The following is a 23,403-nucleotide window of genomic DNA, read 5'->3' on the forward strand; positions in this document are numbered from 1 at the left end:
AATTTATTTAAGGGAATAAATTGCGTTTTAGGTCCCTAAATCTCAGGTTTAGGTGCGTTGGTCCATGGGGATTAACGTACCTGTTAAATAAACAAAATATTAAATTTCAAAGGAAAAAATCTCCTCGACAAACAATTTCATAGCTAGTACAAAAAGCCTAAAATACACCCCGATTTACAATCATGGTAAATATTTCAAAATGTTTCAATGCATAAGTGATAAATGCTTGTCCACCCCCATAGTATTGATATATAGATGAATCTATTTCTAAGGGGGCTAAGTTTCATGAAACAGATAAAACCAGTTATTTTACTAGTTTCTGTACTATTTGTCATGATTTTAATAATACCTTCTGTACTGGTTATTCCTTTTTCTGGTAAAGAATTAGGAAAGGTGGAAGAAGAGCAGCAATCAAATCCAGAACCACAACAGATCGCATCAGGACTAACAGTTGAAGTGGCTGTTCATCGTGTTAGCGCACAAAAAATTGAAAATGTACCACTTGAAGAATATGTAGTGGGGGTGTTGGCAAAAGAAATGCCTACTGAGTTTGAAATCGAGGCATTGAAGGCCCAAGCGTTGGCAGCAAGAACATACGTTGTCAGACACATGTTAAGTGATCAAAAAGTAAAGGTGCCAAATGGTGCAGACGTGTCAGACACAACAAATCATCAAGTATATAAAAGTATTGAAGAATTAAAAGCCGAATGGAAGGGGGAATATGACTGGAGAATTAATAAAATTAAACAAGCTGTAAATGAAACACAAGGTCAAATTTTAACATATAATGGTGCACCAATAGACGCACAATTTTTTTCAATGAGTAATGGATACACAGAGAACTCAGAAGATTACTATAAAAACCCATACCCATATTTAAAAAGCGTACCAAGTCCTTGGGATGTACATAATGATAAATTTCATGCTCAAACAGAAATGACAGTTCAAGAATTTGAACAAAAATTGGAGATTAAGCTTGGAGAAAGTGAAGATATCGGAAAAATAATAGCCCGAACACAAACCAATCGTGTCGCAAAAGTTGAAGTCGGAGGGAAGGCTTTTACCGGTAAAGAAGTACGAACAGCGTTGGAACTTCGTTCATCCGATTTCACATGGGAGCGTAAAGGCAACCACATCGTCATTCAAACAAAGGGAAACGGCCATGGAGTTGGGATGAGCCAATATGGTGCTAATGGAATGGCGAAGGAAGGTAAAAGTTATAAGGAAATCATTACTTATTACTACCAGGGTGTTGAGATATCATCAACAGATAGTTTTCTAAATAAGTTGACTGTTAAAAAATAAATGAAAGTAGATATGTGAAATGCAAAGTCTACTAGATAGTAAACGAGGTTCACTGATTCTTTTAAAAGCCTATGTCACTAGTGATTTAGGCTTTTTATAATTAATGTGAGTTTACTCGATAGAGAAATCAAAAAAGGATTAACGCTACTTTTGTTGAAATGTTAATTGGAAGGAATTTGGTAGAGAGATTGGTAAACAATCTTGTTGTTCTACTTAATAAAGGAGATATTTATGAAATTAATAAAAAGAAAACAGTACGTTTTTACATTTCTTGCAATTATATTATTTTTTGCATTACCCGCACCCAAAGTCCCGATTTTGGAATATATGAAGGTAAAGTTCTAAGTATAGCGGTAGTTGGATAATCACCAAAAATATATGAGGAGCAAGTTAGCTTCAGTGAACTTATAATAATCAAGGGTATATCACTAAAGGGTAGCGGATGTAAATCAGGACAATCGATTTTTCTTTTAAGGACCAGTATAGTTATATAAGAATTGGAGGACAGATGATGGAGAATCAATATTTTGTAGGTTGGGGTACGCTGGCGTTGATAAATGCTGCACTTGCACAAGGGAAGAATAGGACGGGATTAAACTGGTTTTTGCTTTCTCTTGTATTAGGTCCATTGGCGACACTAATCTTGTTATTTGTTGAAAAGAGGGAATAGTAGCACTAAAAGTTCACAAGTATTGATATAGGCTAGTAAAGCAAGAGGCATAGTAATGTAAACTCTTGGTTATGTAAACGGATGAAAATTTGATATTAATTAAGGACAGTCTGTATAGAATTTAAATATCTATCAGTGGGTGATGTAGTGAAAAGAATACCGTTTTCTAGTTTTTGGTTAGCAAAAACAAGTATAGCCTTAGCTGATGTCGTATATGTAATGGTGATTACAACATTTATTTATCAAGAGACTTCATCAGCATTAATCGCTTCTTTATTTCCTTTATTTCAATCCTTGGCTACTTTAATTGCAGGGTTTATATCACCATTACTTTATAGGAAATTCTCTTATTCCAAATTATTTGTAAATCTTCAATGTCTAAAAGCTATACTGCTTACACTTTTACTATTAGGTTTTGGACAAATTACTGATCATATTTATGTTCTGCTTTTATTTGTTTTAGTAATTTCTTTTTTAGCAGGTTTGGGGGGGCCTCTTCTTAATTCTGTTATACCTAAAATTGTTCCGAAAGATAACCTTGTAAAAGCTAATAGCTTTATTTCCATTACAACTCAATCTGTTCAAATAGCTGGTTATAGCTTTACTGGATTTGCTGTAATAAATTGGGGGCATAGCCCGACGTTAACTTTTAATATAGTTTTGTTTTGGTTTGCCGTATTGTGTTTATTAATTACAACAAGATATATTTCTGAAAGCGTTGAAGTTCAAAAGCAAAATCAATCCAAATGGGAACTAATGAAAGAAGGGTGGATCCTTTTATGGAGAAACCGAACTATAAGAATGGTTACTTTAATGGATGTTATCGAAGGTATGGCTGGATCCATTTGGATTGGGGCTATTACGTTAGTGTATGTAAAAGAAGCTTTAAACCAAGGGGAACAATGGTGGGGTTTTATAAATGCTAGTTATTATATTGGTTCTATTCTTGGTGGAATAATAACCTTATCACTTGCTAAGAAAATTCAAAAACACTTAATAGTTAGTATGGCATTTGGCTCATTATTCTTTAGTATTTTCACTCTAATATACGGACTTACAAGCCTTCCATTTCTAGCACTGATACTTTGTGTACTAATGGGTCCAGCTTATCAAATCAGGGATGTGGCTCAACAAACTGCTTTTCAAGTAAATATTCAGCCCGAACATTTACCAAAAGTGTATGCATCTCAAGGTATTCTATTATCAATTGTATCGGGTATATCCATTTTTCTAATGGGTTTTATTGCTGACTTTATTGGAATTCGTGTTGTTTATATACTAGGTTCTATCCTAATCCTTGTTTCTGCGATATTATCTTTTACTTTAGTTAAGGCAAACAAAAAGAAATTATCTACTGTTGATTTTAATTCATAGCAGCTTGATTGCTGTTGTTTCATTCTAAACGATGAATACAATCAAAATCATACTGTTATAATAAGTAGGTTAAATTAAGATGGATAGTTACAATTTTATTGGGAAAAATACGCCTATACATAATATAGGGTGATGAATAAATTGAATAAAAGACTATTTCTATTATTACTTGTGGTTAATTTCATAATTTATGGAACAAATATTGTAACTGTATCAGCCACCACCAATGGAGGAAAGCCCCCTAAAGGAATTTGTGTAGAGGAGTTTGAAAAGAAAAGGAAAGAATTTGATAACAAAGTGTTAAAAGACATTGTTAAAAGCTATAATTTAGATTTATCAGGATATCAAGAATTTACACACGCTGACTTGAATTTAAAAGTAGGAGATAAACTTAATGAACATTCTGATAAGATATCATTACAGCATTTATTTGTAGGTACAAGTAATGGCTCAATGCGATTATTCTTAGAGAAAGGGTTAAAGGGAAAAAAAGGCTATTTTCTGTACAAAAGAATTGATGGAAACAATGTAAAAAAAGAATTATATAAAACGGGTAGTATTTGGGTTGTTATGTCTGTAGATGAAGTACAAGCCAATATGTTCGAACTAAAGCCTTTTGATTGGGAAAAATGCTCTAAAAATTAGACAACTGATTTAAACTCATTCGACAAACAAGAGGTCCTTTAATTTAGGAACCATAATATAAAGTTATGAAACGCATGGAAAAAAACTAACGGGTTCGGTTGGCGGAGAGAAAACATTAAATAACAAAGTAATTAGAGAGGTAATTCGCATATGAATTAACCTCTCTTTTTTTGTAATAAAACCAACCTCTATTACACATTGGCGTATAAATTAGCACAAAAATTAACATACTAATTATTGGCATTACAATAAATATTGTAACCCGTTTAAAACCTATGCTAAAATTCTGCTAATTGCTTTGTTGAATATTTGCTAATAATTCGAGGTGAAAAAGGATGAAATTCGTTGAACCAAAGAACAAAAACGTAGAAAAAGTGGATTGGAAGTTATCTGAAAAGACAAGGGCAATCGTTAAATATTACTCCGAATACACGGAATATAGCGAAAGCGAAATCGTCGATATATTCCTTCGTAACTTGCTTGAGGATGAAAACTTCATCAAATGGATTGAAAGTAAACGAAACAATAGAAGGATTGTAAAGCAGCTTGAACTGGAAGAAATGCTGGTGGAGAGTAAGATTGGCTAAATTAAAACGATTAGTCACAAAAGAAGATAATATAGTCGAGGTTTATTCTCCACTCACGAATACGGAAACAGCAAATCGTGCTAAGGATTATAATGTCTTAAGCCCGAAGCAATTTGCCACGAAATATAAAGACCTTCTGTTTGTTCCTGTAACATTCACTTGGGACGGTCAAACACATAAAATACAATTCAATCATTGTGCGAATCCATTTTGTAAATGGTGTGGATTACCCCAAAAGAAATTTGAAAATGTAAAAAGCAAGCCCAGTCGATATAGATTGAGTCGTTCTGGAACAGATAAATCCCTTGTATGCAACCCTGACCCAATTGATACTACAAGAGGTATCTCACTAAATTGTAATACTTCTACTGTTTCAAATTGGTCAGTGGCTATTGAAATTGAAAGATTAACTACAATAAATAAAGTCCAAGATATTGTACCTGATTACCAGTTTCATAAAAGTGGCTGTCCGACTGAAGAATTAACGCCACTTGGTTCGCCAGAGGGATTTTATAAACAAGGAAAAAGTAAAGTTGGTGCTCAAGTTTGGCAATGCAAAGTTTGCAAGAAGAAAACAAACATTTTGCCAAGCAAGGTTCAAACAACTACCTATAAACAAAAACGAAGTGAAATAATGCCTAGGTTTGCTGAGGAACTATTGAACCGAACACCAATCACAAGAACTTGCGAAATGCTTAAGATTGGCAGAGGGACTTATTATGACAAATTGGAACTTTTGTATCATAATTGCCTTGAATTTTTGGAACGAAATGAAACCAAGAAGTTTGATGGATTGGAGTTTAAAGAAATATGGTTGAACACAGATAAAATGACCTATCACTTGAACAATGTTCGTCAAAAAGGTCAAGGTGGTTCCAGATTCTTGGATACGGAAGAACCACAGTTTCCAACGAATGTCGTTGTAACTGCTGATGTTTTATCAAGGTATGTATTTCGGTCAGATGTAGCATATGATTGGGAAATTGCGATGGCTGATATAGCACTTGATACAGTGTTATTAAAAGAAGACCATTTAAACGATTTTGCGAAGAAACACGCAAGATTTGGTCAATACAGCCATTATCCGCAACCCCCGTCAAAGAATGACACCCAGACAAAATCAGAGTACGACAATGACATTGCTAAATTTAATCAAAGAGATAAATATGTGAATGGATTACACGTTCATCAAACCTATACCACAATCGCTCATATGTGGCTAATAAAACAACTCGTAAAGGCTTCTGAATGGCGTTTTATCACTGACGATGATAAATCACTTATGACTGCGATATATCGAGTATTTTCGGATGAATTTAGACGATACGATGCTCACCATTTCTTATGTCAAACAGATAAAACGAAAACTAGAAAACAAGCACAACAAGAATTCAAACAAGCAAAGTTCGACCTAATTGAATGGGGTTCCTTGAGAGATTTTGGAACAAACTCATTACGGAATTTAGCGTATTATTATTTGTGTGATTTGTTCGAAACACACAGCTTCCATAAAGAAATATCTTCTGGAACTAGCAGCTATAACATCTATGCGAACAATCCGATACAGCACCCGTTAGCAACGCCAGATAGAGGGTTTCGTTCAGTTGATTGCAAAACAGACCTTTCTTCCCTAGAACCGAAAGATATTGCTAAACTCATATTAAATGTTAATGACAATGCGACAAACGTTTTCATCCAAAATATCAGGAGGAGACTATCTATCCTAGAAAGACCTTTGACGACTGCTCGTGGCGATGGCAAGAGCTATATTTATTCGAACTTCAACCCCAAGTATGCTCAAATGTCCCTTACCATTCTCAGAACTTATTACAATTTTTGTTTAACCTATGAAACAACAGAAGGAAAGAAAAAGGTTATTGCTACACCTGCACAACGATTAGGATTAACAGATAAACAATTTTCGTTAAAAGATATAATTTATTTAAGATAAATCATCCTGTTTAAATAATAGGATGATTTTTTGAGGTTATTCGGAAATTTATGTTAATATATTTATAGATAACTAAATATTTACACATTTTCTAAACTTAAATGTTACAAATGAAAGAGAGTCAAGGGGGGAATCATATGAATAAAAAGTTCATTGTTTCTGGTATAATTTTTTTAGTAGTTATTGTTGGTATTTTTTATATCACGGATAGGATGAAATATACAACTTTTCAAGAAGTTATTTTAGATGAAATAAACCAAGATGAAATAAAAAACATTGATATTTCTAGAAAGTCAGGTAATGAGGCTTCAGTCTCTTTAAGTGATAAGGATTTGGTAGCCGAAATTTTAAAAGACTTTTCCGATGTGAAACTCAAAAAGGTAAATGAGAATGTCGTGCCAAATTATACAATGTTTATTTATGTTGATGGTTATAGATATGCTGTGGGGATAAATAAAACTGAAAATCTCATTGATATAGTTGACGGAAAAAAAGCTGGTATCTACAAAATAGTTAGCGATACCGATTATTTAGAAACAATTGAAAACCTAGATTTGGATTGGGAATAGGTTAGAAAGAAGCCATATAAACATAAAAACGCAAGGATGCTAATTCCTTGCGTTTTCTTATGTTAATTTAATGTTGAAACTGTCACTAAAACACTCATAAATCCATTTGTGATTTTTAATTTTCTCTCCCTGAACCGAACCCGTTAGAAAAAAACCATGCGTTTTTTTATGCCGAGTATGCACCACAATACTTTCAAAAACACATCTGTGCTACATCGGTTATCGAAAGTTTCACAGATGTGTTTTTTAAGATTAACCGGATACAAAAAGAATATGCCTAAGCTCCCTTGTAATTTGTAACACTAAAAATCACATAGTATATTTGTCCTAATTGTGATTATCTATGAATAAATATGGATTATAACAGGTATGAAAGGTGGGTCTATTTTAAATGGTATTTATCGGAAGGTTTAAGGATTTCTTGTTTTTAGGACTTGTTTTATTGGCTTTTACTTTTGCGTTTGTTGGAGGTAAATATTTTTCTCCCATTGAAACCAACTTTACAGATTTAGCATCGGATGCGATTAAGGATGCCGTATCAACTTTTACCGCTCCCCTGAAAGACGCTACTGATAATCTAGAAACACAATCGTACAATTCCTCCTATAATGTAAGTCGAAGTTTTTGGCTTCCAGGGCTAATGTATCTTTTGGCAACCATATTTTCTGTATTTGCAGTAATTATTTATACAAAGTTTAATGAATGGAAAAGTCTATCTAATTTGGATAAATTGATTAAGTTAGCTATGATTTTTGTTGTATGTTTTATGGGTTTTTTATTTTGTATTAGTGGGTTCAAGTATCTTCTCTATGGTCTTTTTCATGCACTTATGTTTGGTGTTGCCTTTATTATTTTAATTATAATGGCTCTATCAATCTTAAGGGTAGTCGCTCAGCCAAATAGATCATGAAACTTTTGGTACAACTTTTCCTCTGCTTCGATAATTACTAATATTATTCCACATTGTATCAAAGTGCTTTGTCCATTCGCTTGCTAACTTTTTATTATTAATCACTACTATAATCTCATCATGCTTTTCTTTTGCAGCTTTTGTAAAGTTATATGAGCCAACCGAAACAACAGAAGAATCCACAATAGCAATTTTTAAATGCATGAAACCATTATGGTTGTTTTCTTTAACAGGAACCCCAGCATACATGAGTTGTTTTAAGATATCATCCTGTCCATATGCATTCACTGATTGCCTTTGGTCTGTAATTAATCGTACTTTTACTCCTCTGTTTGTTGCTTGAATAATTCTTTGTAATATTCCTTTGTCTGTAAATGTATATACGGCGAGATCAATATTTTCTTTTGCCTGGTCAATTAATTTTATCAATAATTGATCAGGTTTTTTATGTGTTTTTGTAAAGGCATAATCAAGGGTAATAGTATCCTGTTCCTCTGTTGAATCTAAATCATACATATTGTGAGTATTAGTTGTATGCCTGGTTTGTCTTCCATTCTTAAAAAGTATATAACCTATAACTGAAGCTCCTACGGTACATGCACCAAAGACTGTAATTGCATCCAATTTCGAACACCCCCTAATCCATTGTTATGTACAAGGAGATTTGTCCTATTCATACAAGTTTCTAGAGTATTTCTTTGTTCTCTTATAGGGAATTCTTGTTCATATTTTAAAGGGATGAATGAATGGAATTTGCTATCTTGTTTATTTTTTAACGCATGTACCGGACTTTCCGTAAAATTTTTTTAACATCAGTAGTATTTGTTACTGTTTATTAAATGGCAGTTATTATCTTGAGAATCTACTATAACTTTTGTGAAACAATCAAGGTAAATGGTGTCGATAAAACACCTGCCGAGAGGATTGGAATTGCCGATAGGGCGTATAGTTAGAAAGATATTATATATATAAACGATAACACTTATAAAACTGATAGCAATCTACTTCTAATTAACAATTTGCGGCATAAATATATACCAATTTAGAAGATTGGAGGACAAGTTATGGAATTCCTTGGTTCCGTAATACCGATTGTTATTCCTTTTGTAATTATAATTTGTATTATAGGTTTCGCGAGCGAGGCTATAAAACGAAAAGGTTAAAATAAACATATACCGCAAACGGCGAGATTTAGTTGAATGAATATAGGAAATAGTTCAGTTTAGTGACTGGACTATTTTATTAAGCAAAAAGCACCACAAATTGTGGTGCTTTTTGCAATACATTTTATTTTGTAAATAAAGATTTTGAGAAAGGAAACGGAACCCGTTATTGGTTTAGGTCTTATATGTGGATGTCTTTAACTGAAGATTGTTCAATGTCATCTTTTTTTCTATTCTTATCGATGTAAACCCAAGCATAATAAAATGCCCAAAACACTAAGGCAAATAATATTGCATAATGTTTTTGACCTGTTGGTAGGAAAAAGATTAAAAGCAGACCTATAAGAACAAATGGTGGTAAAAGTATCGCATATTTTTCCAGTGCATTCTCTCACTCCTTCATATATAAGGATATTTATCAGATGATTACAATCAGTCTAATTTTTATTCCAAAACCACATTATTTCAGAAAACAGGCGATATTAAAGAGAGTGTTGGTAGTATTAAAGAATTTATTTATTTTTAAATGAAACAATTTACAAGCCCATCCAAAATGTATTTTTTCAAAAGTATTGCTATAAAAAAATATAAAATAAAACGATAAAAATTATAATAAAATATCCGTATGCGGATATAATAATCTTTGATTCAGGATTTCTAAATTTTTTTTGTGAAAAATTCGGTCCGAAATTGTCAAATTTGCATAGACTTTTTTGAAAAAAATGTAAAAGGGGTCTATCGTTTTGAACGAATAAAGCGCTTGTTAAAACAAAGGGTTAGTTAAATCAGTTTGCTTGATACCTTTTAATTCATCTATTTCTTTTTCAAGATCATGAATTTGTTCTTCATATTCAACTCTTATACTTTCTATCTTTTTGTATAAATCCTTTATATAAAAAGTAATAAACTCTTTATCTTTTTTATCTAAGTAACGGTTATTCAATCTAAATCTATAATCCGAATTTATTACTTCTATAAGATCATAGGAACTCTGAAATACCCAGTCCCAATGTTTACCTCGTCTATCATGTTCTCCACCTTGAGGGTGCATGAAACGGACTCTTTTATCAAGGCCTAATAAGTAATCTGAGTTAATTCTAAAAGCTTTAGCTAATGCAACTAAATGTTTAAGTTCGGGCTTAGCAATATTTCGTTCCCAATTTGATATGACCTGTTTGTTTGTAGCATTAATCCTTTTTGCCAGTTCTTCCTGAGTCCAATTGTATTCTAGTCGTAATTTTTTTATTCTGTCTCCTAATTTTTCCATATTTACCATCTCCAATTTCCGTTTTACGCTAAAAAACCATACCACAAAACCTAGAGAAAGTAAAAGTGAATTTTACAAAGAGGGTGTTTGATAGTCAAATTTAAATGTGTTATAAATTGGTTTGTAAAAGCAGGATTTACAAAATCAAATAGCTAAGTCAAAACAAATTTTATTTCGGAGGTATATAAGAATGGCAAAACGTAGAAGGGAAATGTCTGCAAAATCAATTGAAAGGAGGATAAAAGAAGGTAGGGGAAGAGGGCATTTTTCAAACTATAAACCTTGGCTGACGATTCATGATGTCCCATCTCATGGTGTGGTTACGCGAATAAAAGGTTGGAAAAGTGGAAGGTTGCACCATCTATTGTCGGAACATTACGAACTTGCACATTTTTATCAAATGGAATGGGAAGCAGATGTCATTGATATACGAGAACAATATCCTTTATTGCCGTTAGAAAAAACGCTGTTTATTGCAGAAAAATTAGGCATTAAACATCCTGTAGATCCTAAAACTAAACAACCTATTATTATGACTACAGATATGTTGCTAACTGTTAAGGATGGTGATGAATACCGTTTTATTGCACATACAATAAAACCAGTTTCTAAATTAAATAAAAGAGTGATTGAAAAGTTTCAAATTGAAAAGGAATTTTTTAAAGATTTAGGGATTGAATGGGCATTAATTACCGAGAACGAGATTAATTATGATCTTGTAAAAAATGTAGAATGGGTTCATTCTGCTAGATTTATTGATGATTTATATCATCCAATAACTCTCGATTTAATTATGGAAATTCAGCCATTGCTTCTTATGGAATTGCAAAAAGGAGACAAGCCTCTAGCAAAAGTCACATTGGATGCTGATAGTCAGTACGGTTTACCAAAAGGAACTTGTATCCAGATAGTTCGTTATTTAATTGCAAACCGTTATTGGGAAGTAGCAATGAGTAAGAGAATTCTGCCGACTTTAAAACCATTAAGAATATTGGCTACAAATAATTTTAAGGAGGAACAGTCAGATGAGTATATTTGTTAATAACATTTTTCAAACGATGGATGATGAAGCTAAACTATTGGATTGTGAGAGGGTTTTATGGATTGATAGAGAAAAAGATGCAGCAGTTACAATTTCTATTATAGATAAAAAAGGACTACCGAATTTAAAAGTTTTATCAACATTGGAAAGAGAAGAAAAAGAGGGGAAAATACTGAAATTGGAATATGATCCTTATTCAAAGTTCATGGTTCCAGAAGAGAAACTGTCTGAAAAAGAGATTAAGATTAGGGATAATGCTTGGGTTTGTATCAAAGATATAGTAGAACTTGAGCCTAATATTTATGACCCTAAAGAAAGGTACCAATTAATAAAGGAATTATGTGAAAAGACTGGTAAAGGAAAGAAGTTCATATATAAATATCTTAGATACTATTGGACGGGAGGAAAAATGGTTAATGCTTTGCTTCCACGCTTTAGGAAGTGTGGAGGACGAGGGAAAAAGAAAAATCCAAAGGAAAAAATGGGAAGGAGTAGAATGATTACGGATGTAAATCCAGAATTTAAAGGGGTTATCGTTACTGAGGGTATGCGAAAAATTTTTGATGAATACATACGTAAGGTTTATTTAAAGGTTAATAGAAGAGATTCTGTAAAATACACATACATTGTAATGCTTAAAGAAAGATTTGGTATCAAAACGGAAATAAGAAATGGTGTAGAAATCCCTATAATCCCACCTGATTACTTGTTACCTAGTATTGATCAACTACGGTACCATATTCGTGCCAATTACAAGCATAAAACGAAACTAATAGCCAGAGAAGGTGAGGTGAGTTTTAATAGAGATTTTAGACCACTGTTAGGATCTGAAACAAGAAAAGCTACAGGTCCAGGAGAAATCTTTGAAGTGGATGCAACTATTGCTGATGTTTATCTTGTGAGTTCAGATGATTCAAATCAGATTATTGGAAGACCCGTTGTTTATATTGTAATAGACGTGTTCACCCATATGATTGTAGGACTGTATGTTGGATTCGAGGGTCCGTCATGGCAAGGAGTTATGATGGCAATTGAGAATACTGTTATGAATAAGGTTGAATTTTGTGCCCAGTATGATGTTCCTATTGAAGAAGAAGATTGGCCATGTCATCACATGCCAGAGGCGTTTTTTGCAGACCGTGGTGAGATGGAAAGCAAAAGTGCAGATTCATTAGGAAACTCACTTGGTATTAAACTAAAGAATGCACCTCCGTATAGAGCAGATGCTAAGGGATTGGTTGAGACACAATTTAACATTTTAAATACTACTCTCCAATCTTGGATGCCTGGAGCTGTAAAAAAAGAATATAAGAAGCGCGGTGGCCCAAAATATGTCCTTGATGCAAAACTGACATTAAAGGATTTTACAAAAATGATTATTGAAATGATACTACATCGGAACAATTATCACCATATGGAACACTATCCATTAGATAAGGCCATGAGTAAGGATAAAGTGCTACCGATAGCTAAAAACATATGGAATTGGGGATTAGCTCATAACCACTTTCTTAAGGAAGTGCATCCAGATATTGTTCGATTAAATGTATTGCCCGAAGCAAAGGTAACCGCAAATCGTGAAGGGATATATTTTGAGGGTATGTATTTTGGATCACGAGAATTAGAAAAACAAGGATGGTTTGTAAAGGGTGAATCTATTAAAACTATTATAGCATATGATAGACGCTGCATGAATTTCGTATATATAAAGACAGAGGACGGGAAGGGCTTTATCAAGTGTCACCTACTGGATAAGTCGTCACGTTTTAAAGACTTAAGCTTGGAGGAGGTTAAAATGCTCCGGTATGAGGAGAAAATAGCTTCAAAGTTGTATGTTTCATCTCAACTTCAGGAGGAAGTTTCGCTTCATACAAAGCTGGAGGCAATTAAAAATAGGGCAGAGACTCGCTTTAATGAAAATAAGGATAATTCAATCTCGGATACCAAGAGACAATCTGGTATCAAGATAAGACAAAAAGGAGAACGAGATCAATTACGTAAAGTTCAAAGTTTTGAATTAGGAAAATCAGTTCCAACAGAAGAACCAGCAATGTCAGAATCTAATGTTATAGAGATCTATAAACCAAAGTCAAAGCTTTCATTTTTATCGAGACTAAAAGGAGGAGAAAAATCGAATGGTTAAAAAAATGCATTTAGAATCTATGTATCAGTTTATGCCATCGTTAATTGGAAGTCAGAGAGAAGCAGAGTATTTAGAACAGGTTATACATGCCTACAAGGATAATCCGTATATCGAAGCTTTACCTCCAATATTTGAAGAAGATTATGTAGCTTCAAAAATTGGAAAGTTTCCTGATTATACCGAGGAACATCGAGCGTTAGGAAAGGAAACTAGATTACATTTAGTTCAGCAGATTTCAGATTACGTTGAGCCTTTACCTACACATCTTTTGGTGGAACAAAGGTTGTCAAGATTAGTGCGCCATGGTTATAAAGCTAGAAACCCTTTTTCGCCTGAGCATATTAGACAATTTCATATTGGTTTTGAAGATATTCTTGAAAAAGGTGTAGATAAAGAAGGATTTAATTTAGCGGGTGTTCGTTCAACAGCAGCTGGTTTCGCAATTTTAGGAGTAAGTGGACAAGGAAAAACAACATCGATTGAAAGTTCACTACTTCTATATCCGCAAGTAATTCATCATTCGATGTATAAGGACCAGCCATTTATTCGTAAACAGCTAGTTTGGCTTAAGTTGAATTGTCCTTTTGATGGTTCAATAAAGGGGTTATGTTTTAACTTCTTTCAAGCAGTTGACTCGAATTTAGGAACAAATTATTTTCAAAAGTTCGTTTCAAAGGGTTCATCAGTAGATATTTTGATTCCGATAATGGCCCATATCGCTACTCTTCATGGACTTGGTGTATTAGTAATTGATGAAATTCAGAACTTAAGCTTCGCCAAAAGTGGTGGTGCTGAAAAAATGTTAAATTATTTTACGCAATTAATTAATACAATAGGAGTCCCAGTTGTATTAATTGGAACATTTAAGGCAATGAGGCTATTATCGGGTTCATTTAGTCAAGCACGTAGAAGTACAGGACAGGGGGATTTGATAATGGACCGGTTGGAAGAAGGTGTAGAATGGGACTTCTTCTTGCAAAACCTTTGGCAATATCAGTGGACTGCTAAAAAAACAAAATTATCTGAGCCATTAAAAAGAGCAATGTACGAGAATTCTCAAGGAATCATAGATATAGCAGTGAAACTTTATATGTTAGCACAGTGGGAAGCTATTGATAACGGTGGAGAGAATGAAAAGTTGACAGTAGGATTGTTAAAATCCGTTGCTAACAGACATATGCGACTTGTTCAACCTTTGCTAAGAGTGCTAAAGAATAACGATCCAGATAAACATGCTCTAGTAGATGATTTATACCCAAACTGGACCGAACTAGACCTATTCTTAAAGCAATCGAAGGAAAGTGTTAGTATGAAAGGAAAAATAAAAAAGAGTTTAACACGAGATGAAAAAGTAGAACATGATAAAGATATATATATTGAGTTGGTTAAAACTGCAATAGAATTTGGAGCACCAACAGATGTTGCGGAAAGCATTTCCCAGAATTTGCTGAAGATAAATGAGGATGAAGTAGATATTGTAAAACTACGTAATCAAGTGGTTAGTGAAGTTAATAGGTATATTAGTAATACAGAGATTATTAATTCATCTCCGGAAAAAGGTGGTAGTAAAACTAATAAATCTAAGCCAAAGGGGAAAAAAGGAACTGAGTGGCGTGATGAAGATGATTTGAGAAACGCCGTTGAAAGCAAAAATGTTGAAGGTGAAGAAATTTACGCAAAACTTGCGGATATGGGTAATGTACCAATTAAAGATGACCTTGATAAATTAATAATATAAATCGCTAACATAGTTATAAGTATTTAAATATAGGGAAAAATAGCAATCAAATTAGAAAGGGTGATTTGATTGCTTGCTTTTTTCCCTACGTTATTCCCTGACGAGCTGTTATATAGTGGGATTGCAAGATACCATTTAATGTCGGGCAACTTTGCCCATAAACATTCAGTAAATAATATATTTGAGGAAAAATTAGTATGTTCAACGGTAGATCTCCCAACTCACGTTAAATATTTGTCCAATAAGATTAATAATATATATACTGTAAAGCAATTAATTCGGGATCATACATTATACGCCTATTACTCAACTTTTCTCCCAAAAGAAAAGGCTATACAAATATTTAACTTAATGTCTGAGGGTAGTCCTTGGGGAGAAGTCCATATCTCATTGGGATTAGCTTCTTCAGCAGTGAAACGCCCAAGATATCTTAGATATTGTAGGGAATGTGTAACTGAGGATATTACTAGTTACAAAGAACCATATTGGCATAGGTCTCATCAAATTCCAGGTGTTATTTTTTGCCCTATCCATAAGGTTGAATTGGTGGAGACTGATATATTAAGTCCTACGCGCGAACATAAATTCAGATATGTTCCCTTAATTCAAGTTGAGTTAGAAAAACCAAAGAAAGAGTTAATTAATCCTAAATGGAAACGTATTTTGATAGTAATAGCAGAATTATCATATGAAATACTAAAAATTGCAGAAAATGATTATTCTGGTATTTCTAAAAGTTATAAGGCTTGTTTGAATCAAAGAGGATATATAACTGCTAGAGGTAGAATTAGGTTTAAGAGTTTGATAAATGATTTTTGTCATTTTTTCTCTAGTGATTTGCTTGGGTATCTTAATTGCGATATTGATGCTAATAGTGATGACACTTGGTTTCACAAGATGATAAGAGGAAAGAATTCAGGTTCTCATCCTCTCAAACACATCCTTATTCAGCTCTTCTTAGGTATTAAAATAACTAAGGAGGAACAATTAAGAAAGGTTGACTTCCCATTTGGAGAAGGACCATGGCCTTGTCTTAATAAGGCTGCAGGACATTATATGAAAAACACTATAAATAAATGTCTTGTTACGAGGGATTCCAAGAGCGGGTTGCCTGTGGGTACATTTGAATGCTCCTGTGGGTTCATATATTCAAGAAAAGGTCCAGATAAATCTACGGAGGACAGATATAGAATAGGAAGAATAAAACTTTTTGGTGTTACTTGGATAGAAAAATTAAATGAGTATAACCAACTGGGTTTATCGTTGAGGGAAAAAGCCAGGTTATTGGAGGTAGACCCTACGACGGTAAAAAAGTATTCATACTCTCGAACACAACAACAAGAGGATAAAGAAGATAAAGAAAACAAGTTAGAAAAGAATAAAAGGCGAGAGCGTTTTATGGCTTCCTTAAAGGATGCTAAAGCTAATAATATTCCTGTACGTCAGTTGAACTCTAAAGACTATATGTGGCTATACAGACATGATAAAGATTGGTTGGAGAAAAACATAACCCAAAGTAAAAAAAATAAAAAAACGTATTCTATTGTTGATTGGGAAAAAAGAGATGATGTTGTTTTGTGTGGAGTGAAAATGGCATTTAAATTATTGCAGAATGAAAAAAGACCTAAAAGAATTACTGTTTCTGAGTTATCTCGAAATATGGAAGAGGATATAGCGGGTTACCTTCACACATGTTTAAACAAATTAACTAAAACTAATAAATATCTAAAAGGAATAATCGAGACTACAGAACAATTCCAAATAAGGCGTTTAGTTTGGGCAGCAAAACAATTGCAAAGGGAAGGCTTCAAAGTACAGGGTTGGAAGTTATTAAAAGAGGCAGGCTTAAATAAGCCATTGAATGAGAATGTTAAATTAAAATATCAAGATTTAATTACAGAGTCTGATCATTAGATATTAACAAAGCGGGGAATAAAAATGGATAGTTTATCTGCATTTTTCCCAACTCCATTTCCTAATGAGGATTTCAGAAGTATTTTTTATAGGTACCATCAAAGTTCATTTAACTCTGAAATAATTGATACGAATATGGAGTTGGTTGGAATAAGGAATAACTTTTCCTTTTTTCCAAAAGCATTGACAAATTTAATAACAAAACTACCAAAAACAACAAATATTACTGTTGATTCATTGATTTACAATAATACTATTTTACCAACGATATTACCATTCATACCAGAACATCATCACTCAAAAATTTTAGAGGAATTGTACAATGGTGGAGCATTGGAGGATAGCAGTGTAGGTAAATTAGTTGGCAATAAATATGGAAAGAATATGTCTGACTTAATAAGGTATTGTCCATCATGTATCGAAGAGGATACGGAAAGTTATGGTTGTTCCTATATACACCGTGAACATCAATATGCTTTTATTCATACTTGTAGTAAACACTCAAACAAACTGATTACTCATTGCAAAGAATGTGGAGTTTCTTTAGAGTATTCTCCACTAATAGAACATTGCAAAAACGGACACCATAATTATTATGATAGGCAAAGAGAACCTAGAATAAGTGATGATATTCAAAAAAGTATATTAAAAGATTTAGATTATATTTTAAATAATTCTAGAAAGATTAGTAGATGGTTAGTAGAACAAAGATTCTTAGAACAGCTTAATTCTAAAGGATATATTAGTAAAACAGGAAATAGTATTATGACAAAAAAGCTAGTAAAGGATTTTATGAATTATTACTCATCCGAGGTTGTTACAGACTTTGGACTAGATATTAATTATTTAGCTAAACATAACACACTGGATAATTTGTTTCGTGGCTCTAAACTAGTTATTAATTTACCTCTAATCCTTCTTTATATTCAATTTCTTTCTGGATCTGTTGAGAGTTTTATAAGGGATAGTAAACCTTATCTCTGTGAAATCCCTTTTGGAAAAGGCCCATGGTGTTGTGAAAATAAGTATTGTCCTAAATATAAACAAGATGTTATACATCAATGTGAAAGAACCTATATGTCAGGGGAGATAAAAGGAAATTTTATTTGTAGTTTTTGTGATACTAGTTATGTTATAAATTGGAATCAAAGAGGAGATCAAAAACAAGCTAAGCATAGGAAACTAAAGCATCTAGATTCAAAACAGGAAAAGATACTTACTTTGTGGGAAAGTGGGTTACCTATTGCGGATATAGTAGACAAGTTGTATTGCTCACATTATTTTGTGAAAAATGTGGTAAAACAAAAATATAAGGGGTGTAATATCAATCAAGTAAATCCCAATAAGGAAGTTGCTGTATTTGTATTAAATGAAAAAATGCAGATCATCAAGGAAAAGCACCGAAATAAATTATTGAATGTTTTAGATAATGGTAAGGAATTATCAAGAAGTGAAATAAAAAATAATTGTAAAGCGTCGTATACGTGGTTACAACAACATGATAAGCAGTGGCTTGAAGAAAATCTACCACCTTCTAAATCTACAGGAAAATTTAATAGAATAGAAAACTTCCAATTAAATAGAGAAAAATATCGTTCTATCTTATTAAAAGTAATAAGGGGTAATAGAGAATTAATGAGAAGTGAAATCAAAAAAAAGTGTAAAACGGCATATATTTGGCTTAAAAAAAATGATCAGGAATGGTTGGAAAAACAATTACCACCTTCTAAATCTATAATAAAATTTGACTGGAATGAAGTAGATCAAGTTTTGGCACAACGTGTTAAGAAGGTTTCAGCTGAGCTAATTGAATCTAACCCTAATAAAAGAGTTGCAAGATATACTATTATGGGTGCACTGACCACCAAGGAAAGAGGGAGAATAAAGTCATACATACAACATCTGCCCTTGACAGACCAAGCATTAACGGAAAGTGCTGAAACGAAGGAACAATACCAAATAAGACATTTACCTGCAATAGTTCAGCAACTAAGAACTTATTATAATTATGAGGAAGTCACATTAGATATAGTCATGTCTTATAGAAGATCATATAGACAAATAACTGATAGGATGAAAGAAATTCTTATAGCAAAGTTAAAGACTTTGAATTAATTTGTTATATCCTAGAAGTATGAAGAATACAAGGTAACTAAAGGAAGAAATTTTAGAAGAAGGACGAATTCACGGCTTTAGAAAAAAATTTAGAATCATGTGAGGTACTATATTTGAGAAAAATAATATTAATAGCGTTATCTTTAGTTTTATTGACTTTGGTTCTTTTGGGTTGCAAATCAAAAGAAAATATCACTAATGAACAAACAGTTAATCATTCTAAAAAACTTTCAATTGACAGTAATTTTACAAGCATCACTATTTCCAAATCAATTTCCTTTGATGATGATGAATCCCTTAGTGTCTTTCAAAATGTCTTTTCAAGTGCGGTAAAAGAAGAAGGTATCGTTAATATGGCTGACCCCGAATATTATTTAGAAGTCATTTACGATAAAGAAAATCGCATTAGTTTGTATTTATGGATAGGCGATGAAGGGCAAAGAAGTACACTTATGAAAACAGAAGACACGCATACCATTTATACTGTTTCAGAAGAGATGACTGTTAAATTGATTGAATTAGTTGAATCACATTTTAATTAAGACTTCGTATGAGGTCTTTTTCTATGCTCTTCAAAATCAGAACAAATGGCGTTGTCTAACGCAATGAAAGAAGACTACTTAGTAGAAAAGTTACTATAAAGTCATTCAATATTCCTGTTTAGGGGTTTCTATGTGCTGCAACACATTAGAAGCTCTTTTTTTGTCTTTTAATCTAACTAAGCTCTTTGTTAATGTCTTGCTCGGCTTTTTTAGTTCAAGCTTTAGTTAATTTTTTACCCAAATGTATTTGATTGTTTAATCTAGCTTTACTAAATTCCGTTAGCATAATGACACCCACCTTTCTAAGGAATTTTTAAATGTAGAAAATAAATTCAGTATATAGTATTTAGACCTTTCTTAACAACACTATATATAGTGTATTTTGGGAGAAGCGACATTCATTTGTCAATATTGAAAAAAATTGATTGATTTTCAATAAGGACGGGCTTCTGCAAACCGGTCAGATTAACTCTTGTATTATGTAGTAGACAATTAATGAGCAGCAATGAATCTGACTAAGACCATCAGTTTTGTTTATTAATATTGTAAAATATTAGATATAGATGATGAGGAGGAAAATCCATGGTTAATGAAAATGTGCATACTGTTGGAATATTTGCTGATAGAGCCTTTGATGAAAAAGATACAGACACTTTACAAAGAATAGCTCAGGATTGTTTGAAATGGGTCGAATCTGGAAAGTACAACCTTCTTGAGAAAGGGATTCTTGCTTATCATGGTGCGACATCATACAGCAACTATATACATCTAGAATTCAAGGATGCTTTGCGTTATTCTCGTGATATGAATAACGAACAAGATTTTGAGATGTGTTTATTATTGTTTCGATTATCTATTGAAAATTTAACTTTGTATCAAGAGGAAGCAGATTTGAAGGAAGAGTCAGAAGAAAGTCAGTATTTTACTACATATCTATTAATGGCATACACTAACTATGCTAACTTGCTACAAAAATGTGGCAGGCTTATGAAGGCACTTTCTTATTTGAAATTTGGTGTGGGAAGGGATTTTCCGATTGCCATTGGGAACTTTGCTGGTTTTTTAATGGACTATGCTACATTTGATTATGACAAAGGACATCAATCTGTTCTTGCTAATGAATCTTATCAATTATTAAAAGAAGTATTGGAATTTGATAATATTGAAGAATATACTTATAAACACTATGAGGGCTTAGTCGCTAAATTAGAACAGTTTTACCCGATTGAATTTTTAGAGGAACCGTATGAATTTGATGAATACTCATTGGGGGACTCTGATGCAGAAGTAGGATATCGGAAGTGGTGTCTTGAAAATACCTTTTTTCTTAATACGTTAAATGATGCTTTTCCATATTCCGTCTCTGCAACTGATATCCTTCATTTACCTAGTTTCGTTACTAAAATTGACGAAGTACCAAGGTTTCATGGTTTATATAATCAGATAAAACAGGAATTTGTGTCTGCTAGATATATGGTATATGATGCCTTGTCTTCTAAAGGAGCCCATTTTTCAGATAAAGATGTTCACCTTGTTAATACATTAGATTACCCAGCTTACGGTATTTCAATAGAGAAAATGAAATATTCCTATAGAAGTTTATATTCCTTAATTGATCGGATTGCATTTTTTGTAAATGAGTATTTTGAAATTGGGATTAAGGAAAGGGATGTGTCCTACCGTTCTATATGGCAGGATAAAATTAGAAAAGGAAAAAATTCATATAACTTAAAAGTGAATTTAAAGTCGAGGATGACAGATGAGGAAACGTTTAACCTTCCATTAATCGGACTTTACTGGTTATGTAAAGATATAGGGAAGCAAAAGATAGAGCATCACTATATAGAACCTGCAATTGAACATATATCGAAAATTCGCCACCATCTGGAGCATCGTTATTTAAAAGTTCACGACAGTGTTTTGTATCCCATAACAAAAGAATCTTGGGAGAATAGAGATGATCCTTTGGCTTATTCGATAACCGTTGATGAATTTAAAGATGCAGCTATGAGGCTACTTACTTATGTGCGCGAAGGGATTATTTTGTTGTCAATGGCAGTTCATCTTGAAGAACTACGTAAAAGAGAAGACAAGTATTCTGACGAAATAATAATGCCAATGTCTATGGATCGTTACGATGATGATTGGAAACAGCTTTTTTAATACACTGTTTAATAAAGGGGTTAGTGATGAGAGGTAACATTGAGGAGAAAATTTATAAGTTAATTAGCAAAAGAACTGAAGGTGATTATTGGGACTTTAAACAAGAGTGGCATAAGGATAATGAAAGGCTGCTACATGACATTCTTAGTTTTGCAAATACTGTGCACGATAGAGATTGCTATATAATTATAGGAGTTTCGGATGATGGTGAGATTATTGGGCTTAATGATGAAAACCGAGTTAAGCAAGTATCAATACTAGATTTACTTTCCAACACAGTTTTTGCAGGTGATAATATTCCGGAAATAAAGGTTGAGACAATTAAAATTGAGGATAAGGAAATTGATATCCTTACAGTATTAAACTCTTATAGTGTACCTTTTTACTTAAAGAAAAAGAGCAAAAGGTACAGCAATATTAAAGAAGGGTACATATACACAAGAATTGGAGATAAGAATACCCCGATTAGTCAAAATGCTTATATGCAGCAGATTGAAATGCTATGGAAGAAACGACTTGGCTTAACCCAACCACCATTGAAACAGATAGTAAATAGATTAAAGAACAAATCTGAATGGGTTGAAAACAACAGAACACACTATAATATTTATAAACCAGAGTTTAAGCTTGTAGAAGAATATGACGACGATGAATACTATAGAAGACAAGGGGAGTTTTATGTATACTCCCAGACAAACTCTAAGTTCATGTATAAAAATTTGAAAATCATGTGTAATGAAACGATTTTAGATGATTTTCAATTAGTAATTTTAGATAGCGGAAGGTTTAAAACACCAATACCTCAGTGGGGGTATGTCGGCCGTGATCAATGGGGTATCAATCACAAATACTCGTACAAGTATTATTTGAAAGATAGCATAGCTTATGAACTGCAGGAGTTCTTCTTTGATGATGAGGATATGGAAGAAGTTTATGCAAAAAGAAATCTTGATGAAGTTGTTCTATATTTTGAGAATACAGAAGAAAAGATATCATTTGAGTCTTATGTGGAGCGTAACTTAACAACTTTAGAAACTTATATTACTGATGCAGAACAAGTCCATTTTACTGTAGATACAGGTGATAAAAGGGAAACTAAGGTAAGTATACATAGATTAGCAATAGGATTAGCTTTAAACATGGTATTACAGGATTTTAAAAAGCTCTAAAGATGGATTAGTCTTAGTAGATATATAATAGAAGAAATCGTTGCAAATAGCCCACTTACATAATTGTTTCCGGCATTTAGTTGATGTAGTTTTCAACAATTGGTATATTTCACGGAGAAAAAATATTAATAAAAAT

Annotated in this window: 18 protein-coding genes; 16 read left to right on the forward strand and 2 right to left on the reverse strand. The window is 32.9% G+C overall.

Annotated elements, in window-relative coordinates:
• Nucleotides 1–285 precede the first annotated feature (285 nt).
• From spoIID to ACFSFW_RS19325, 8 genes are all read left to right on the forward strand, one after another.
• On the forward strand, nucleotides 286–1,305 hold the full coding sequence (spoIID, locus tag ACFSFW_RS19290) for a stage II sporulation protein D (RefSeq protein WP_388040611.1): 1,020 nt from the start codon (nucleotides 286–288) through the stop codon (nucleotides 1,303–1,305).
• Between the two features lie 511 nt (nucleotides 1,306–1,816).
• Nucleotides 1,817–1,975, forward strand: a complete 159-nt coding sequence (locus tag ACFSFW_RS19295; protein WP_388040613.1) for a hypothetical protein — start codon at nucleotides 1,817–1,819, stop codon at nucleotides 1,973–1,975.
• A gap of 147 nt (nucleotides 1,976–2,122) precedes the next feature.
• Entirely contained in the window at nucleotides 2,123–3,349 is a 1,227-nt protein-coding gene (locus ACFSFW_RS19300; RefSeq protein ID WP_388040615.1) for an MFS transporter, read from the forward strand.
• A gap of 132 nt (nucleotides 3,350–3,481) precedes the next feature.
• The gene (locus ACFSFW_RS19305) at nucleotides 3,482–3,994 is read left to right on the forward strand and encodes a hypothetical protein (RefSeq protein WP_388040617.1); all 513 of its coding nucleotides are present in this window, start codon (nucleotides 3,482–3,484) and stop codon (nucleotides 3,992–3,994) included.
• A gap of 335 nt (nucleotides 3,995–4,329) precedes the next feature.
• Entirely contained in the window at nucleotides 4,330–4,581 is a 252-nt protein-coding gene (locus tag ACFSFW_RS19310; protein WP_388040618.1) for a hypothetical protein, read from the forward strand.
• A complete protein-coding gene (locus ACFSFW_RS19315; protein WP_388040619.1) occupies nucleotides 4,574–6,532 on the forward strand; it encodes an insertion element protein in 1,959 nt (652 codons plus the stop codon). Before ACFSFW_RS19310 ends, ACFSFW_RS19315 begins: the two co-directional genes overlap by 8 nt.
• Nucleotides 6,533–6,669: 137 nt before the next feature.
• Nucleotides 6,670–7,101: a hypothetical protein gene (locus tag ACFSFW_RS19320; RefSeq protein ID WP_388040621.1), complete on the forward strand. Its 432-nt coding sequence runs from the start codon at nucleotides 6,670–6,672 to the stop codon at nucleotides 7,099–7,101.
• 391 nt (nucleotides 7,102–7,492) lie between these two features.
• A complete protein-coding gene (locus ACFSFW_RS19325; RefSeq protein ID WP_388040623.1) occupies nucleotides 7,493–8,011 on the forward strand; it encodes a hypothetical protein in 519 nt (172 codons plus the stop codon).
• On the opposite strand, the gene ACFSFW_RS19330 is transcribed toward ACFSFW_RS19325, so the two are convergent.
• Together ACFSFW_RS19330 and ACFSFW_RS19335 are read right to left on the reverse strand one after the other, a co-directional pair.
• Nucleotides 8,006–8,635, reverse strand: a complete 630-nt coding sequence (locus ACFSFW_RS19330; protein WP_388040625.1) for a phospholipase D-like domain-containing protein — start codon at nucleotides 8,633–8,635, stop codon at nucleotides 8,006–8,008. The genes ACFSFW_RS19325 and ACFSFW_RS19330 overlap by 6 nt on opposite strands.
• Before the next feature lie 1,302 nt (nucleotides 8,636–9,937).
• Complete coding sequence (locus ACFSFW_RS19335; protein WP_388040626.1) at nucleotides 9,938–10,441, reverse strand: helix-turn-helix domain-containing protein; 504 nt, start codon at nucleotides 10,439–10,441, stop codon at nucleotides 9,938–9,940.
• A 190-nt stretch (nucleotides 10,442–10,631) separates the two neighbouring features.
• On the opposite strand from ACFSFW_RS19335, the gene ACFSFW_RS19340 reads away from it, so the two are divergent.
• From ACFSFW_RS19340 to ACFSFW_RS19375, 8 genes are all read left to right on the forward strand, one after another.
• Nucleotides 10,632–11,483 (forward strand): TnsA endonuclease N-terminal domain-containing protein, encoded by an 852-nt coding sequence (locus ACFSFW_RS19340; protein ID WP_388040628.1) that lies wholly within the window; start codon nucleotides 10,632–10,634, stop codon nucleotides 11,481–11,483.
• Nucleotides 11,467–13,626 carry a TnsB C-terminal domain-containing protein gene (locus tag ACFSFW_RS19345; protein WP_388040629.1) on the forward strand — a complete coding sequence of 720 codons (2,160 nt, stop codon included), beginning with the start codon at nucleotides 11,467–11,469 and terminating at the stop codon, nucleotides 13,624–13,626. The genes ACFSFW_RS19340 and ACFSFW_RS19345 overlap by 17 nt, the downstream gene beginning before the upstream one ends.
• Nucleotides 13,619–15,364 carry an ATP-binding protein gene (locus ACFSFW_RS19350; RefSeq protein ID WP_388040631.1) on the forward strand — a complete coding sequence of 582 codons (1,746 nt, stop codon included), beginning with the start codon at nucleotides 13,619–13,621 and terminating at the stop codon, nucleotides 15,362–15,364. Before ACFSFW_RS19345 ends, ACFSFW_RS19350 begins: the two co-directional genes overlap by 8 nt.
• A gap of 69 nt (nucleotides 15,365–15,433) precedes the next feature.
• On the forward strand, nucleotides 15,434–17,278 hold the full coding sequence (locus tag ACFSFW_RS19355) for a TnsD family Tn7-like transposition protein (protein ID WP_388040633.1): 1,845 nt from the start codon (nucleotides 15,434–15,436) through the stop codon (nucleotides 17,276–17,278).
• A 24-nt stretch (nucleotides 17,279–17,302) separates the two neighbouring features.
• On the forward strand, nucleotides 17,303–19,393 hold the full coding sequence (locus ACFSFW_RS19360) for a TnsD family Tn7-like transposition protein (RefSeq protein WP_388040635.1): 2,091 nt from the start codon (nucleotides 17,303–17,305) through the stop codon (nucleotides 19,391–19,393).
• A gap of 113 nt (nucleotides 19,394–19,506) precedes the next feature.
• Nucleotides 19,507–19,935, forward strand: a complete 429-nt coding sequence (locus tag ACFSFW_RS19365; protein ID WP_388040637.1) for a YhfM domain-containing protein — start codon at nucleotides 19,507–19,509, stop codon at nucleotides 19,933–19,935.
• A gap of 582 nt (nucleotides 19,936–20,517) precedes the next feature.
• Nucleotides 20,518–22,098, forward strand: a complete 1,581-nt coding sequence (locus ACFSFW_RS19370; protein WP_388040638.1) for an LA2681 family HEPN domain-containing protein — start codon at nucleotides 20,518–20,520, stop codon at nucleotides 22,096–22,098.
• A 26-nt stretch (nucleotides 22,099–22,124) separates the two neighbouring features.
• Nucleotides 22,125–23,267 carry an AlbA family DNA-binding domain-containing protein gene (locus tag ACFSFW_RS19375; protein ID WP_388040639.1) on the forward strand — a complete coding sequence of 381 codons (1,143 nt, stop codon included), beginning with the start codon at nucleotides 22,125–22,127 and terminating at the stop codon, nucleotides 23,265–23,267.
• The last annotated feature ends 136 nt before the right edge of the window (nucleotides 23,268–23,403 follow it).

It is taken from the genome of Ferdinandcohnia salidurans, assembly GCF_042680725.1.
GTDB classification, from domain to species: Bacteria; Bacillota; Bacilli; order Bacillales; family Bacillaceae_L; genus Ferdinandcohnia; species Ferdinandcohnia salidurans.

Excerpts from the sequence above, each read along its gene's own strand:
- spoIID (WP_388040611.1), top strand. The coding sequence starts at position 286 with ATGAAACAGATAAAACCAGTTATTTTACTAGTTTCTGTACTATTTGTC.
- ACFSFW_RS19295 (WP_388040613.1), top strand. The coding sequence starts at position 1,817 with ATGGAGAATCAATATTTTGTAGGTTGGGGTACGCTGGCGTTGATAAAT.
- ACFSFW_RS19305 (WP_388040617.1), top strand. The coding sequence starts at position 3,482 with ATGAATAAATTGAATAAAAGACTATTTCTATTATTACTTGTGGTTAAT.
- ACFSFW_RS19310 (WP_388040618.1), top strand. The coding sequence starts at position 4,330 with ATGAAATTCGTTGAACCAAAGAACAAAAACGTAGAAAAAGTGGATTGG.
- ACFSFW_RS19320 (WP_388040621.1), top strand. The coding sequence starts at position 6,670 with ATGAATAAAAAGTTCATTGTTTCTGGTATAATTTTTTTAGTAGTTATT.
- ACFSFW_RS19325 (WP_388040623.1), top strand. The coding sequence starts at position 7,493 with ATGGTATTTATCGGAAGGTTTAAGGATTTCTTGTTTTTAGGACTTGTT.
- ACFSFW_RS19335 (WP_388040626.1), bottom strand. The coding sequence starts at position 10,441 with ATGGAAAAATTAGGAGACAGAATAAAAAAATTACGACTAGAATACAAT.
- ACFSFW_RS19340 (WP_388040628.1), top strand. The coding sequence starts at position 10,632 with ATGGCAAAACGTAGAAGGGAAATGTCTGCAAAATCAATTGAAAGGAGG.
- ACFSFW_RS19345 (WP_388040629.1), top strand. The coding sequence starts at position 11,467 with ATGAGTATATTTGTTAATAACATTTTTCAAACGATGGATGATGAAGCT.
- ACFSFW_RS19350 (WP_388040631.1), top strand. The coding sequence starts at position 13,619 with ATGGTTAAAAAAATGCATTTAGAATCTATGTATCAGTTTATGCCATCG.
- ACFSFW_RS19360 (WP_388040635.1), top strand. The coding sequence starts at position 17,303 with ATGGATAGTTTATCTGCATTTTTCCCAACTCCATTTCCTAATGAGGAT.
- ACFSFW_RS19370 (WP_388040638.1), top strand. The coding sequence starts at position 20,518 with ATGGTTAATGAAAATGTGCATACTGTTGGAATATTTGCTGATAGAGCC.
- ACFSFW_RS19375 (WP_388040639.1), top strand. The coding sequence starts at position 22,125 with ATGAGAGGTAACATTGAGGAGAAAATTTATAAGTTAATTAGCAAAAGA.